13 protein-coding genes are annotated in these 13,203 nt (G+C 70.0%); 5 read left to right on the top strand and 8 right to left on the bottom strand.

Features of this window, described 5'->3' with window-relative positions:
- The first annotated feature begins 31 nt into the window (after positions 1-31).
- The gene (locus ACIP79_RS15635) at positions 32-946 is read left to right on the top strand and encodes a sulfite exporter TauE/SafE family protein (RefSeq protein WP_401223371.1); all 915 of its coding nucleotides are present in this window, start codon (positions 32-34) and stop codon (positions 944-946) included.
- A gap of 102 nt (positions 947-1,048) precedes the next feature.
- On the opposite strand, the gene ACIP79_RS15630 is transcribed toward ACIP79_RS15635, so the two are convergent.
- Positions 1,049-1,615, bottom strand: a complete 567-nt coding sequence (locus tag ACIP79_RS15630; protein WP_401223369.1) for a TetR family transcriptional regulator — start codon at positions 1,613-1,615, stop codon at positions 1,049-1,051.
- Positions 1,616-1,737: 122 nt separating this feature from the next.
- Between ACIP79_RS15630 and ACIP79_RS15625 the strand changes: the two genes are divergently transcribed.
- Both ACIP79_RS15625 and ACIP79_RS15620 read left to right on the top strand, forming a co-directional pair.
- Positions 1,738-2,667: an SDR family oxidoreductase gene (locus ACIP79_RS15625; protein ID WP_401223367.1), complete on the top strand. Its 930-nt coding sequence runs from the start codon at positions 1,738-1,740 to the stop codon at positions 2,665-2,667.
- Positions 2,668-2,767: 100 nt separating this feature from the next.
- Complete coding sequence (locus ACIP79_RS15620; RefSeq protein WP_401223365.1) at positions 2,768-3,307, top strand: hypothetical protein; 540 nt, start codon at positions 2,768-2,770, stop codon at positions 3,305-3,307.
- 8 nt (positions 3,308-3,315) lie between these two features.
- Here ACIP79_RS15620 and ACIP79_RS15615 read toward each other — a convergent pair whose 3' ends face one another.
- Together ACIP79_RS15615 and ACIP79_RS15610 are read right to left on the bottom strand one after the other, a co-directional pair.
- The gene (locus ACIP79_RS15615; protein ID WP_401223363.1) at positions 3,316-4,488 is read right to left on the bottom strand and encodes an acyltransferase family protein; all 1,173 of its coding nucleotides are present in this window, start codon (positions 4,486-4,488) and stop codon (positions 3,316-3,318) included.
- Positions 4,489-4,717: 229 nt separating this feature from the next.
- Entirely contained in the window at positions 4,718-5,152 is a 435-nt protein-coding gene (locus tag ACIP79_RS15610; RefSeq protein ID WP_401223361.1) for a DUF3662 domain-containing protein, read from the bottom strand.
- 88 nt (positions 5,153-5,240) lie between these two features.
- Between ACIP79_RS15610 and ACIP79_RS15605 the strand changes: the two genes are divergently transcribed.
- Positions 5,241-5,738 carry an STAS domain-containing protein gene (locus ACIP79_RS15605; RefSeq protein WP_401223359.1) on the top strand — a complete coding sequence of 166 codons (498 nt, stop codon included), beginning with the start codon at positions 5,241-5,243 and terminating at the stop codon, positions 5,736-5,738.
- Between the two features lie 44 nt (positions 5,739-5,782).
- On the opposite strand, the gene ACIP79_RS15600 is transcribed toward ACIP79_RS15605, so the two are convergent.
- The gene (locus tag ACIP79_RS15600; protein WP_401223357.1) at positions 5,783-6,196 is read right to left on the bottom strand and encodes an ATP-binding protein; all 414 of its coding nucleotides are present in this window, start codon (positions 6,194-6,196) and stop codon (positions 5,783-5,785) included.
- 267 nt (positions 6,197-6,463) lie between these two features.
- Between ACIP79_RS15600 and ACIP79_RS15595 the strand changes: the two genes are divergently transcribed.
- On the top strand, positions 6,464-7,309 hold the full coding sequence (locus ACIP79_RS15595; RefSeq protein WP_401223355.1) for an RNA polymerase sigma factor SigF: 846 nt from the start codon (positions 6,464-6,466) through the stop codon (positions 7,307-7,309).
- A gap of 35 nt (positions 7,310-7,344) precedes the next feature.
- Here ACIP79_RS15595 and ACIP79_RS15590 read toward each other — a convergent pair whose 3' ends face one another.
- The 4 genes from ACIP79_RS15590 to mmsA form a co-directional block, all read right to left on the bottom strand.
- On the bottom strand, positions 7,345-8,994 hold the full coding sequence (locus tag ACIP79_RS15590; RefSeq protein ID WP_401223353.1) for a pyridoxal phosphate-dependent aminotransferase: 1,650 nt from the start codon (positions 8,992-8,994) through the stop codon (positions 7,345-7,347).
- Positions 8,995-9,186: 192 nt separating this feature from the next.
- The gene (locus ACIP79_RS15585) at positions 9,187-10,335 is read right to left on the bottom strand and encodes an aldose epimerase family protein (RefSeq protein WP_401223351.1); all 1,149 of its coding nucleotides are present in this window, start codon (positions 10,333-10,335) and stop codon (positions 9,187-9,189) included.
- A 57-nt stretch (positions 10,336-10,392) separates the two neighbouring features.
- Entirely contained in the window at positions 10,393-11,637 is a 1,245-nt protein-coding gene (gene mmsB / locus ACIP79_RS15580; protein ID WP_401223350.1) for a multiple monosaccharide ABC transporter permease, read from the bottom strand.
- The gene (gene mmsA, locus ACIP79_RS15575; RefSeq protein WP_401223349.1) at positions 11,634-13,184 is read right to left on the bottom strand and encodes a multiple monosaccharide ABC transporter ATP-binding protein; all 1,551 of its coding nucleotides are present in this window, start codon (positions 13,182-13,184) and stop codon (positions 11,634-11,636) included. The genes mmsB and mmsA overlap by 4 nt, the downstream gene beginning before the upstream one ends.
- Between the last annotated feature and the right edge of the window lie 19 nt (positions 13,185-13,203).

Raw genomic sequence — 13,203 nt, 5'->3', positions numbered from 1 at the left:
CCGGACACCGAGAACGACGGGACGGCTCCCCTTGCGCACGCTCATCCTGCTGGCCCTCGCCGGCCTGGGCGCCCAGCTCGTGGACGGCAGCCTGGGCATGGCCTACGGCGTCACCTCCACCACCCTGCTGCTCGCCATGGGCACCAACCCGGCCCTGGCCTCCGCCACGGTCCACCTCTCCGAGATCGGCACCACCCTGATGTCGGGCGCCTCGCACTGGCGCTTCGGCAACGTGGACTGGAAGGTCGTCGCCCGCATCGGCGTGCCGGGCGCCGTCGGCTCCTTCCTCGGCGCGACCGCGCTCTCCCACCTCTCCACCGAGGTCGCCGAGCCCGTGATGTCGCTGATCCTGTTCGGCCTGGGCCTGTACGTCATGTCCCGCTTCACCTTCCGCGGCATGCCCAAGGGCAACCTCGGCAAGCCGCTCCGCAAACGGTTCCTCGCCCCGCTCGGCCTGGTCGCCGGCTTCCTGGACGCGACCGGCGGAGGCGGCTGGGGTCCCGTCGGTACGCCCGCGCTGCTCGCCAGCGGCCGGATGGAGCCGCGCAAGGTGATCGGCTCGATCGACACCAGCGAGTTCCTGGTTGCCGTCGCAGCGAGCCTCGGCTTCCTCTTCTCCCTCGGCTCCCAGGGCCTCAACTGGGGCTGGGTCGCGGCCTTCCTGCTCGGCGGAGTCGTCGCCGCGCCGCTCGCCGCCTGGCTGGTCCGGCTGGTCCCGCCGCGCGTCCTCGGCTCCGCGGTCGGCGGCATCATCATCGTCACCAACGTCCGTACGCTCCTCAAGAGCGACTGGATCGGGGCGTCGAGCTCGGTCAGCACCCCGGTGTACGTCCTCCTGTACGCGCTGTGGGCCGCCGCCCTGACGTACTCGATCCGCGCCTACCGCAAGGAGAGGGCGGCCGAGGAGCCGGCCGTCGAGGAGCGGCGGCCCGTCGCGGTCCGCTGATCCTTCGCGGTCGGGTGGTCGGGTGGTCCGGCCGGGTTTCCGGGGTTGTGGCACCCCCTGTCCGCCTCACCGGCGATGGCGGGAACTGCCGTATGGGCAGGCCTAGTCGCCCGCGGTCACGGCCTTGAGCTCGTCGAACGACTCCCTCATGATCCGCGACATGCCCTGCGGGTCGCTTTCGCCGACCCACCGCTCGAACCCGATCTTGAAGACGGCGATCCCCGCCTCGGCGGCCAGGCTCGCGGCCGGGTCGGTGACACCGCGGCGGCGCAGGGCGTCGGCCAGCGCCGCGGAGAGCGTGGCGAGCTTGATCAGCTCGCGCTCGCGCAGCTCCGCGTTCGCGGCGATGACCTTCTGGCGCTGCCGGGCGTGTGCGTGGCGCTCCTCGAAGGCCGTCGCGGCGGCGTCGAGGGCCAGTGCCACCGCGTCGATCGGGGTCGCGGAGTCCGGGGCGCTCTCAAGGGCTCCCACCATGAGTTCCTCCAGCATCGCCGAGCCCGCGAAGAGGACCTCGCGCTTGTCGGCGTAGTGCCGGAAGAAGGTCCGTTCCGTGAGACCGGCCCGCTTGGCGATCTCGGTCACGGTGGTCTGTTCGAACCCGCGCTCGCTGTAGAGCTCAAGTGCGGCCTTCTCCAGCCGGCCGCGCGCGTTCGGCTCCCATCGACTCATGGCGCTGATTCTATGTGATGACAGTGACTGGCATCAGATGTAGGGTGATGACAGTCGCTGACATCGCCTGTCTCGTCGCGTCCGGCGTGGCGCGGGCGGTCGGCCTACTCAGGAGGTTTCCCATGCGTGTGTTCATGACGGGTGCGTCCGGCTGGATCGGTTCCGCGGTCGTTCCCGAGCTCATCGGCGCGGGTCATCAGGTCACCGGGCTCGCCCGCTCGGACGCCTCGGCCGCCGCCCTCGTGGCGGCGGGGGCGGAGGTGTGCCGCGGCGACCTCGACGACCTCGACGGCCTGCGTGCGGCCGCCGCCGCGTCGGACGGCGTGATCCATCTCGCGTTCAAGCACGACATCGCCTTCTCGGGCGGCTTCCAGGACGCCGCCCTGGCGGACCGCCGCGCCGTCGAGGCCTTCGGCGAGGCGCTCGCGGGCACGGACCGGCCGTTCCTGATGGCTGCCGGGACGATCGGGATCGCGCCCGGCCGGGTGGCGACCGAGGAGGACGGGCACGGCTCCGACATGGCGGCGGCCTCCGGGGACGAGGGGCCGCGGCTGCGGCTCGCCACCTCCGAGCTCGCGCTCTCCTTCGCCGACCGCGGCGTCCGCTCCTGCGTCGTACGGCTCCCCCCGACCAACCACGGCGAAGGTGACAACGGCTTCATGACGGCCCTGGTCGGCATCGCCCGCGCGAAGGGCGTGTCCGGCTACCTCGGGGACGGCTCCAGCCGCTGGCCCGCCGTGCACCGGCTCGACACCGCGCACCTCATCGCCCTGGCTCTGGAGAGGGCCCCGGCGGGATCGACCCTGCACGCCGTCGCCGACGAGGGCGTGCGGATCCGCGACATCGCCGAGGTGATCGGACGTCACCTCGACGTCCCCGTGGTCTCCGTCCCCGACGAGGACGCGGCCGGGCACTTCACCTGGCTCAGCGGCTTCCTGGGAGTCGACAGCCCCGTCTCCAGCGCGCACACCCGCGAGTCCCTCGGCTGGCAGCCGACCCGTCCCGGACTCCTTGAGGACCTGGAGAAGGGGCACTACTTCCACACCGCCTGATCCGGCGGGCGGAGGCGGCCGTACGTCCTTGCCGACCCGCCGGGGCTCCGGACGCGGCGGGGTGCATGATGAGCTCTCCGACCGGGGTGGGAGGCCAGGCGTGGCTTATGTACTTGAGGCGGTCGTCGCCCGGGACGAGTTGCTGCGAGCCGTCTCACGGGAGCTCGCCGAGAGTGGGGCAGGGGTAGGGACAGTGGCAGCTGTGGTGCCGCTCGCCCAGGGCCTGGCGCTGATGCCGATGACGGACCGGCTCTTCGACGCGGTCACGGACGGCGGTGACGGCGCTCGTGACGGTCACAGCGGTGCGGAGGGGTCGCTGGGATTCTGGCGGCTGCCGAAAGGCTTCGACGGACGGCTCGCCCGGTGGTCCGCCGTCGGTCCGGTCGCCTACGTCGAGGCCGAGTACTTCGGCGGCGTGGGCGAACAACGCGCCGTCGTCTGGGCCGACGGGGCCGTCGCACTCGGGCCGCTGCACAAACCCGAGGACCGGCCGTGGTCCTCCGCCGGGAGCCCTCTGTCCCAGGCGCTCCGGCGGCTCGGCGCGGTGGCCGGCGCGATCGGGGACGAGTTCCAGGCCGTAGGACTCGACCGTCATCGGGACACCGGTGACTGGCTGCGGCTCGCGGACGACAGCCCCTAAGGGCTTGGTCAGTGCCTGGCGTCCAGTCTGCTGAACGCCCCGTTCAGGCCCCGTTTGAGTCTCCGGGACAGTGGGACCTCGACGAAGCGGTGGACTAGCCAGCTCAGGGCGAGCATCGCGGCGATGACGGCGGGGACCAGGAGGCGGGCGTCGACGCGGTCGTGCAGGTGGTGGATCAGCGTGGTGCCGACGCCGTAGTGGAGGAGGTAGAAGGGATAGGTGAGCGCTCCCGCCGTAGCCGTCCACCTCCACCGGAACCTGTCGGTCGCACCGAGGGCGATGGCCGTCATGAGGAGCAGGAAGAGCGTGTAGAGGATCACGGAGCCGGACCAGCCCGAGACCTTCTCCACGCTGATCCGGGCGAGCAGTTGGTTCTGGGACATCACCCAGGCGAGGCCCAGGATGCCCCAGAGCAGCAGGTCCTGGCCGAAGCGGTGCATGAGGTACAGGGCGAGTCCGGCGATGAAGAACCAGGCGGCCTCGGGGTTGACGACCGTCACCAGCAAGGGGATCCCCGAGTTGTGCGCGACCGCCGCCAGCGCGCCCCAGACGCAGCAGAACAGCACGACCCTGCGGTAGGTCAGCCCGGCCGCCACCACCAGCATGAAGACGACGTAGAACCGCAGTTCGGACCAGAGTGTCCAGTACACGCCGTCCACCGCGGGCGCTCCCTCGCCCTGCTGGAGCATCGAGAGGTTGAGGATGACCTTCGCCGACGGAACGGCGCTGAACTCCGCGGGCCACAGGGTGAGGACCGCGGTGGTGAACAGCACCGCGAACCAGTAGGCCGGGTAGAGGCGGATCACCCGCGAGACGAAGAACTCCCTGGGCCGCCTGCCCCAGCTGGACATACAGATGACGAACCCGCTGATGACGAAGAAGAACTCGACACCGATCCAGCCGTACGCGGCGACCGGGAAGAGGCTGGGGAAGATCTCCGACACCGGCCGGTCCCAGATGTGGTTGCCCGGCCGGTCGGCCCGGTAGGTGCCGATGTAGTGGTGCAGCGCCACCATCAGGGCCGCCATCAGCCGCAGCGCGTCGATCACGTACAGCCGGGGCCGGCGCGGCGCGTCCCCGGAGGCGGTCGGCGACTCGTCCCGCGCCGGCGGGAGCTGGTCGTGCGGGAGTGGCTGGTGCTGCTGCCGGTGCCCGGTGGCGACGCTTCCGGCCCGTGTCACGTGTCCGTTCCGCCTGTCCGGCCCCGTACGGGGAGCCCTTGTCCGAATGACCGAGAGGGGCGGCGCGGCCCACGGCGGATCCGGCGCCTCCGTACCGCGTCCCGGGCCGTGCACGGCGGCCCGGGGGCTCGCTCGCCGGCGCCCACCCGGGCGCCGCGCCGCCCGGCGGACCGTACCCGCACAGCCTGGGAGCCACCTGGGTGCCGCGTGGCCGCGGGCCGCGGCGGGGCTAGGGCGTGTCGTCGCGCGGGAGCCGGGAACTGGACGACACGGCCTGGGGAGAGGTGCCCTGGGCCGGCACGATGCGGCTCCGGACCCGGAAACGGTCGACCCCCGCCGCCCGTGCGGGGGCCAGCCGGACCGCCACCGGACCGGCGAAGGTGTACCCCTGTTCCGCGGCGTGCCGGCATACCTGCGCCGCGAGCTGTCCGGCCAGCAGCGCGCTGTCGGGGGTCAGCCGGCGGTGGGACTCCGGCGGGAGTTCGATGACGAAGGCGTTGGGGACCAGGGTGCGGCGGCTGTCAAGGATCAGCGCGTGGTCGTCACACTCGCGACGGAGTCTCCCCACCACCTCGGCCTGCTCGCGCGCGGGCGGGATGAGCAGCTCCCACAGGGCGTCCGACCAGCGCTCCATGGCGCGTTCGAGGTCACCGAGGAATCTCATCCGGGTCCGCTGCCCACCGGAATCCGGGGCACACGCACCCATACGGGTGTCGCGCGGAACGGCGCCGAGAGCCTACGGTGGAGGCGCGATGTCCACGCAGACCCACCGCCTGACGATCACCGAGGTCACCGACTGCGACGCCTGCGCGGTGCTGCGGGTCAGTGGCGAACTCGACCAGAGCTGCGAGGCGTTCTTCCTGAGCACGCTCGCCGCCAGTGTCGACGCCGGACACCGGCATCTGGTGCTGGATGTGACAGCCCTCGTCTTCTGTGACTCCCGAGGTCTCAACTGCCTGCTCGCCGTCCGCTGGCTGCTGCGACGCCGGGACGGGAAACTCCTCCTGGCCGGTGCGGGCCGCCGCCTGACGGAGCTGCTGGTGGGGACGGGAAGCTCGGAGCTCCTCCCCACCCGGCGCACGGTCGCCCACGCCCTGCTCGACCTGCCCCCGGCGCACCGCCCCGTCTGGCCGCCGACCTCGGCACCCGAGCCGACGCTGCCCCGTGAGAGCGGTCCGGGAGATCCGGCTCAGCAGCCGCCTCCGGTCCTGCCGCGACAACATCCGCCGCAGGACGACGAGAGCGAATAGCCGACCGGGGGAGGCACTGTCAGAGAAGCTCTACCGAGGAAGCACTACCGAGGAAGCACCGCCCGTACGGTCTTGCCGCCCGGCCCCGTGCTCACGGTGACGCGGTCGGCCAGGTTCTGGACCATCGGCCAGCCGAAGCCGCCGGTTCCGCCCGTCAGGTCGGGCGCGCGCTCCCGCGGCGGCCGGGGGTCGGGGTCGGTGACCGCGACGATGACGGTGCCGTGCCGGGCCGACAGGCGCAGCGAGCAGGTCGCGCCGTGCGCGTGCCGTACGGCGTTGGTGACGAGCTCGGACACCACGAGGGCGACGCTCGACGCGGCCAGGGTGTCCATCGGCGGGTCGAGACTGTTCATGAACATGTGGGCGAGATCCCGTGCGTCCGCGGCGGCCTCGGGCCGCGCGTCGAAGACGGCGTGGTCCGGCGGCCTGTTGTCGATTCGCGGATGACGCGTTCGCATAGGCCCCTCCTCGTACGGGGTGGCTTTCGTTCAGGATGAACGGTTGCCCCTGAAGCGGGTGCTGTAACGCACTCAACTGTGAGGACCGTGAGTCACCACTCGTCACGCGGGACCGGCCGTCGGAAGATCCTTGGGGTGGGCTTTACAGATTGTCGGGTTCCAGGGGGAGTGAGACGGTGAGACCCGGGTAGGCGCCGACTACGCTTCTGTTGGGGATGGCAGAGGGCCGACGGACCAGGGAGGGCAACGATGACGACGATGGCGACCATGACGACGGCTGACCGGACACACACGGAGGCCGGATTCGCGGGGCTGCCGGAGATCGTCGACCCGCAGACGGTCGCGCCGAAGGACGCGCGCGACCTGTCGACGCGGTTCTTCGCTCAACTCGCCGTACTGGAAGAGGGAACCCCCGAGTACCAGTACGCGCGCAACACCCTCATCGAGATGAACATGTCGCTGGTGCGCTACGCGGCGGGCCGGTTCCGCCACCGCGGCGACGACATGGAGGACATCGTCCAGGTCGGCATGATCGGCCTCATCAAGGCGATCGACCGCTTCGAGCTGAGCCGCGAGAACCAGTTCGCCACCTTCGCCGTGCCGTACATCGTCGGCGAGATCAAGCGGTTCTTCCGTGACACCTCGTGGGCCGTGCACGTGCCGCGCCGGCTCCAGGAGGCGCGCGTCGAGCTCGCGAAGGCCACCGAGGAGCTGAGCACCCGCCTGGGGCGCGCTCCCAAGGTCGCCGAGCTGGCCGTCCTGATGAACCTCACCGAGGACGAGGTCATCGAGGCCCGCATGGCCTCCAACGGCTACAACTCCACCTCCCTCGACGCCGCCATCCACGGCGACGCCGACGAGGGCGAGACCGCTCTCGCCAGCTTCATCGGCGAGGAGGACCCCGCGATGGAGCTGGTCGAGGACTTCCACGCCCTCGCCCCGCTCATCGCCGAACTCGAGGACCGCGACCGGCTCATCCTCCAGCTGCGGTTCGTCGACGAGCTGACCCAGTCGCAGATCGGCGAGCGCCTCGGCGTCTCCCAGATGCACGTCTCGCGCCTGCTGACCCGCACCCTGTCGCGGCTGCGCGAGGGAATGCTCACCACTCACTGACCCTCCGGCCCCGCACCCGGACAGGCCCCGCCCGACTAACCCGCCTGGTTGTACATCGCTCCCGCTGCCGGCCATCCCATGGCCTGCGGCGGAGGTTCTGGTTGTGTGCGGCCGCGGACCTGGGCGGCGGTCAGTCCGCTGGGGTGACCGGCCTGCTGGGTGGGGCCGGGCTGCTGGGGCTGTACGGCGGCGGCCATGCCCGGCATCCCGGTCTGTGTGTACGCGGGCAGTCCGGCGGCCGGGACCGGGGCGTACTGGGGCATCGGGGCGGCCTGCGGCTGCGGAATGACGGCGGCCGGCGGCGGTGCCATCGCGGCCGCGGGCGCGGCGGGTATCAGGCCCGGCATGGCGCCGGGGGCCTGCGCGGCGGCCGGCGGCGGCCAGGTGGCCTGCTGTACGGGCTGCGGCTGCTGCACGGGCTGTGCGGGCGCGAGGCTCGGCATCGCCGCGGCCTGCGCCGCGAGCCCCTGCATGCCCGCGCCGTTCGTGGCGCCGACCAGCCGGTCCACCGCCGCCGTACCCGAGCTGTAGTTGGCCGCGTTGTTCAGCTCGGGCACGACGGCTCCCCTCCTGGTCCCGTAGAGCACCCCTTCCAGGCCGGACACCAGGCGACGCACGTCCACCTGGGGGCGCACCACGAGCCGCAGGAAGCGGCTGGACGAACCGATCTTGTTGCCGCACTCGCGGACCAGGATGCGGTGCTCGGTGAGCAGCCGGTCCCGGACCACCGTGCCTTCGGCGCCCACGGGGAGGCGTACGAAGAGGAAGTTGCCCTGCGACGGGTAGACCGTCAGGCCGGGCAGGTGAGAGAGCTGCTGGGCCATGTCGAGCCGGTCGCGGCGGACCATGTGCAGGCTCTGCATGTACTCCTGGCCGTGGTTCTTGAGCATGAACACCACGGTCTCCGCGAAGGAGTTGAGGTTCCACTTGGGCAGCATCGAGCGGACCTTGCCGGCCAGCGCCGGGTTGGCGACCATGTAGCCGAAGCGGATGCCGTGCAGGCCGAAGTTCTTGCCCAGGCTGCGCAGCACGATGACGTTGGGCCGCATCACGGCGTCCTCGACGACACTGGGATCGTGCTCCGCGTCGGCGAACTCCAGGAACGACTCGTCGATGATGACGAGGTCCAGGTCCGCCATCGCGTCCATGAACTGCACGAGCGACTGGCGGGGGATGAAGCCGCCGTCGGGGTTGTTCGGGTTGCAGATGACGGCGACCCGGGTGCCGCGGGCGCGGATGAACTCGGCGTACTTGGCGAGGTCGAGGGCGAACCCGCTGGACTCCTGGAGCGGGAACATGTCGACGCGCTTGCCGGTCTCCATCGGCTGGTCGGTCCAGCGGCCGAAGGTGGGGACGGGTATCGCGAGGGATTCCCGGACCAGCAAGTGGTCGATCCAGGTGATCAGTTCGGTGGAACCGTTGCCCATCGCGACGCATTGCGGCGGTAGTTGGAGAAGGTTGCAGAGCTCGGCCGTGATGGTGTCGGCGCTGCTCGGGTAGTACGTGATGATCTCCCGCAACCGGCCCGCCAGGTCGTCGAACATGGCGGGCGTCGGGAAGTACGGGTTGCACGGGATACAGAAGTCGACCGGACCGGCCCCTTCGCCGCCCTCACGGGTGAGCGCTGCCATCGAGGGGCTGTGCGCCGCCGTGCTGCGGAACAGCGAGGTGACGTTGTCGGCCATGGAACCTCCGTAAGGCGCGGGCCCGGTGGGGAGGACGGGCCCTGACGTCTGTGGGTGGCCCGCGCGGGGGAGCGCGGGCCACCCATTCATACGGATGCGGGGGAGGCGCTGTTCAACTCGTGTGAATTCCGTGAGTGTTGGTGATCACAGGCAACCAGGAGGACCGGAAGTCCGTCCACGCCCGCGGAATCCTCAGCTGCCGAAGGTGTGCACCGTGCTCGTACGGTACGTCTGACCTGGCCGAAGCGTGGTCGAGGGGAACGACGGCTGGTTGGGGGAGTCCGGGAAGTGCTGGGTCTCCAGGCAGAGCGCGTCGCCCTGCCGGTAGATCCGGCCGCCGGTGCCGACCAGCGTGCCGTCCAGGAAGTTGCCGGAGTAGAACTGCAGGCCCGGCTCGGTGGTGGCGATCTTCAGGGTACGCCCGGAGGAGGGGTCCCGCAGGGTCGCCGCGTGCTCGGGCTTCGCGGTGATCCCCTTGTCCAGCGCCCAGTTGTGGTCCAGGCCCTTGCCGTACAGCAGTTGCTGGTCGGCGACCCGGATGTCCTCGCCGACCGTCTTGGCGCGCCGGAAGTCGAAGGGGGTGCCCGCGACCCTGGCCAGTTCGCCGGTGGGGATCAGCCCCGAGTCGACCGGTGTGTAACGCGCGGCGGCGATCTTCAGCTCGTGGTCGTAGATCGAGCCGCTGCCCTCGCCGGCCAGGTTCCAGTAGACGTGGCTGGTGAGGTTGACGACGGTGGCCTTGTCGGTGGTGGCCGCGTAGTCGATCCGCCAGTCGCCCTGCCGGGTGAGCGTGTAGGTCACCTTGACCCTGAGCGTGCCCGGGAAGCCCTGTTCGCCGTCGATGCTCGTGTAGTGCAGGTGGAGGCCGACGTCGGAGCCCTTGGTGAAGGGCTCGACGTCCCAGACCCGCTTGTCGAAGCCCTGGGCGCCGCCGTGCAGGGTGTTCTCGCCGTCGTTGACAGACAGCTGGTGGGCGGTCCCGTCCAGCGTGAACCTGCCCTTGGCTATGCGGTTCCCGTACCGGCCGATCAACGCGCCGAAGTACGGGCTTGAGGCGACGTAGTCCTCGATGTTGTCGAAGCCCAGCGAGACGTTCTTGTACCTGCCGTGCCGGTCGGGGACTTCGAGCGACTGGACGATCCCGCCGTAGGACAGGACCTTGAGCCTCGTCCCGCCGTTCGCCAGGGACCAGCTGTGGACCTTGGTGCCGTCGGCGAGCTTGCCGAAGAGCGACTTCACCGGCGTCCTGCCTCCCGTGGCGTGTGCCGTGCCGCCGAGCGTGGCGGCGGTGATTCCGGCGGCTGCCGCCGCGGTGAGGACCGTGCGTCTGTTCGTTTCCATCTCTAGCGGCTCCAGAAATAGGTACGGGGGCCCTTGCGGACCCCCGTACGACAGGACTTACGAACCGACCTTGCGTTTGTTCCACACGTCGAAGCCGACCGCTGCCAGCAGGGCCATGCCCTTGATGACCTGTTGCCAGTCGGAGCCGACGCTGAGGAGGTTCATGCCGTTGTTCAGCACGCCGAGGACGAGACCGCCGATGATCGCGCCGAGGACGGTACCGACACCGCCGCTCATGGACGCGCCGCCGATGAACGCCGAGGCGATGGCCTCGAGTTCGTAGTTCAGGCCCGCCTTCGGAGAGGCCGCGTTCAGGCGGGCGGCGATCGCCATGCCCGCCAGGGCCGCGAGCGCGCCCATGTTCAGGAAGACCAGGAAGGTGACCTTCTTGTCCCGGACGCCGGACAGCTTCGCCGCCGGCAGGTTGCCGCCGATCGCGTAGATGTGACGGCCGAAGACGGCGTTGCGCATGAGATAGCCGTAACCGACCACCAGCACGCCCAGCACCAGCAGGATGATCGGCGCGCCCTTGTAGCTGGCGAGCAGCATCGTGACGACGAGGATCGCGGCGACGATGGCGACGAGCTTGAGCAGGAAGATGTTCCTGGGCAGCACTTCCAGCGAGAACTCCTGCTGGCGCTTGCGGTCGCGGACCTCCTGGAGGACCGCGAAGACGATCAGCGCGATGCCGAGCAGCAGCGTGAGGTTGTGGTAGTTGGTGTCCGGGCCGGTCTCCGGGAGGAAGCCGTTGCCCATCTTCTGCAGCCCGTCCGGGAACGGGCCGAGGGTCTGGCCCTCCAGCAGGATCTCCGTCAGACCGCGGAAGATCAGCATGCCGGCGAGGGTGACGATGAACGACGGTATGCCGCCGTACGCGATGAAGAACCCCTGCACCGCGCCCGCCACCGCGCCGATCAGCAGGCACAGCACCACGGCGACCGGCCACGGCACGTCGTGCTGCACCGTCAGCACGGCCGCGAACGCGCCCACGAACGCGGTGAGCGAGCCGACCGACAGGTCGATGTGGCCCGCGATGATCACCAGCATCATGCCGATCGCGAGGATCAGGATGTAGCTGTTCTGCAGCACCAGGTTGGAGACGTTGCGCGGCAGCAGCAGGTCACCGTCGGTCCACACGGCGAACAGCGCCACGATCAGACCGAGGGCGATCAGCATGCCGTACTGGCGCATGTTGCGGCGCAGGCCGTCCAGCACCAGCTGGAGCAGGCCGCCGCCGGCCGAGCCGCCGGACTTCCCCGGCGGCGCCGGGGCCGGGCTCTTGGCGGTCACATCCGTGCTCATCGGGATACCTCTTTGTCCTTCGTCATCTGGCGCATCAGCGCTTCCTGCGTGGCCTCGGCCCGCGGGACCTCGCCCGTGAGCCGCCCGGCGGCCATGGTGTAGATGCGGTCGCACATACCGAGCAGTTCGGGCAGCTCGGAGGAGATGAAGACGACCGCCTTGCCCTCGGCGGCCAGCTTGTCGATCACCGTGTAGATCTCGAACTTGGCGCCCACGTCGATCCCGCGGGTCGGCTCGTCCAGGATCAGCACCTCGGGACCCGCGAAGATCCACTTGCTGAGGACGACCTTCTGCTGGTTGCCGCCCGACAGCTTGCCCACCGGCTCGAAGACGGTCGGCGCCTTGATGTTCATGGACTTGCGGAAGCCCTCGGAGACCTGCCGCTCCTCGTGCTCGTCGACGACCCCGCGCCTGGAGACCTTGCCCAGGGCGCTGAGCGAGATGTTGCGGTTGATGGTGTCGATGAGGTTGAGGCCGTAGTGCTTGCGGTCCTCGGTGACGTACGCGATCCCGTGCCCGACCGCCTCGGGCACGGTCTTGGTACGGATCTCCTTGCCGTCCCGCAGCACCGTGCCGCCCGCGTACCGGCCGTAGGTGCGCCCGAAGACGCTCATCGCGAGTTCGGTGCGCCCGGCGCCCATCAGGCCCGCGATGCCGACGATCTCGCCGCGCTTGACGGTGATCGACACGTCGTCGACCACCTTGCGCGACTGGTCGATGGGGTGGTGCACGGTCCAGTTGCGCACCTCCAGGGCCGGAGCCGCGCCCACCTCACCCTCGTACGGGGTGCGGTCGGGGAAGCGGTGGTCGAGGTCGCGGCCGACCATGCCGCTGATGATCCGGTCCTCGGTGGTCTCCGCGGCCTTCACGTCGAGCGTCTCGATGGACTTCCCGTCGCGCAGGATGGTCACCGAGTCGGCGACCCTGCGGATCTCGTTGAGCTTGTGGGAGATGATGATCGAGGTGATGCCCTGGTTCTTCAACTCCAGTATGAGATCCAGGAGTTTGCCGCTGTCCTCGTCGTTCAGGGCGGCGGTCGGCTCATCCAGGATGAGCAGCTTCACCTTCTTCGACAGCGCCTTGGCGATCTCCACGAGCTGCTGCTTGCCCACGCCGATGTCGGTGACGCGGGTCTCGGGGTGGTCGTTCAGGCCGACCCGGCGCAGCAGCTGGGAGGCGTGCCGCAGGGTCTCGTTCCAGTTGATGAGCCCGCGCTTGGCGTGCTCGTTGCCGAGGAAGATGTTCTCCGCGATGGAGAGGTAGGGCACCAGGGCCAGCTCCTGGTGGATGATCACGATGCCGTGCTGCTCACTGGCCCTGATGTCCTTGAACGTGCAGACCTCTCCCTCGAAGAGGACCTCCCCCTCGTAACTCCCGTGCGGGTGCAGGCCGGAGAGGACCTTCATCAGGGTCGACTTGCCGGCTCCGTTCTCCCCGCAGATGGCGTGGACCTCGCCCTGACGGACGGTCAGTGTGACGTCCGACAGCGCCTTGACGCCGGGAAAGGTCTTGACGATCGAGCGCATTTCCAGGACGGGTCCCGCCATGGTCGTGCCTTCCAATCCC

It is taken from the genome of Streptomyces sp. NPDC088747, assembly GCF_044751025.1.
In the GTDB taxonomy this organism is placed as follows: domain Bacteria; phylum Actinomycetota; class Actinomycetes; order Streptomycetales; family Streptomycetaceae; genus Streptomyces.
This window is presented reverse-complemented; position numbering and strand designations above follow the sequence as displayed.

Bases quoted from the DNA above. Each gene is read 5' to 3' on its own strand.
- ACIP79_RS15590 (WP_401223353.1), bottom strand. From the start codon at position 8,994: ATGGCCGACAACGTCACCTCGCTGTTCCGCAGCACGGCGGCGCACAGC.
- mmsB (WP_401223350.1), bottom strand. From the start codon at position 11,637: ATGAGCACGGATGTGACCGCCAAGAGCCCGGCCCCGGCGCCGCCGGGG.
- ACIP79_RS15625 (WP_401223367.1), top strand. From the start codon at position 1,738: ATGCGTGTGTTCATGACGGGTGCGTCCGGCTGGATCGGTTCCGCGGTC.
- ACIP79_RS15585 (WP_401223351.1), bottom strand. From the start codon at position 10,335: ATGGAAACGAACAGACGCACGGTCCTCACCGCGGCGGCAGCCGCCGGA.
- ACIP79_RS15600 (WP_401223357.1), bottom strand. From the start codon at position 6,196: ATGCGAACGCGTCATCCGCGAATCGACAACAGGCCGCCGGACCACGCC.
- ACIP79_RS15630 (WP_401223369.1), bottom strand. From the start codon at position 1,615: ATGAGTCGATGGGAGCCGAACGCGCGCGGCCGGCTGGAGAAGGCCGCA.
- ACIP79_RS15605 (WP_401223359.1), top strand. From the start codon at position 5,241: ATGTCCACGCAGACCCACCGCCTGACGATCACCGAGGTCACCGACTGC.
- ACIP79_RS15595 (WP_401223355.1), top strand. From the start codon at position 6,464: ATGACGACGGCTGACCGGACACACACGGAGGCCGGATTCGCGGGGCTG.
- mmsA (WP_401223349.1), bottom strand. From the start codon at position 13,184: ATGGCGGGACCCGTCCTGGAAATGCGCTCGATCGTCAAGACCTTTCCC.
- ACIP79_RS15610 (WP_401223361.1), bottom strand. From the start codon at position 5,152: ATGAGATTCCTCGGTGACCTCGAACGCGCCATGGAGCGCTGGTCGGAC.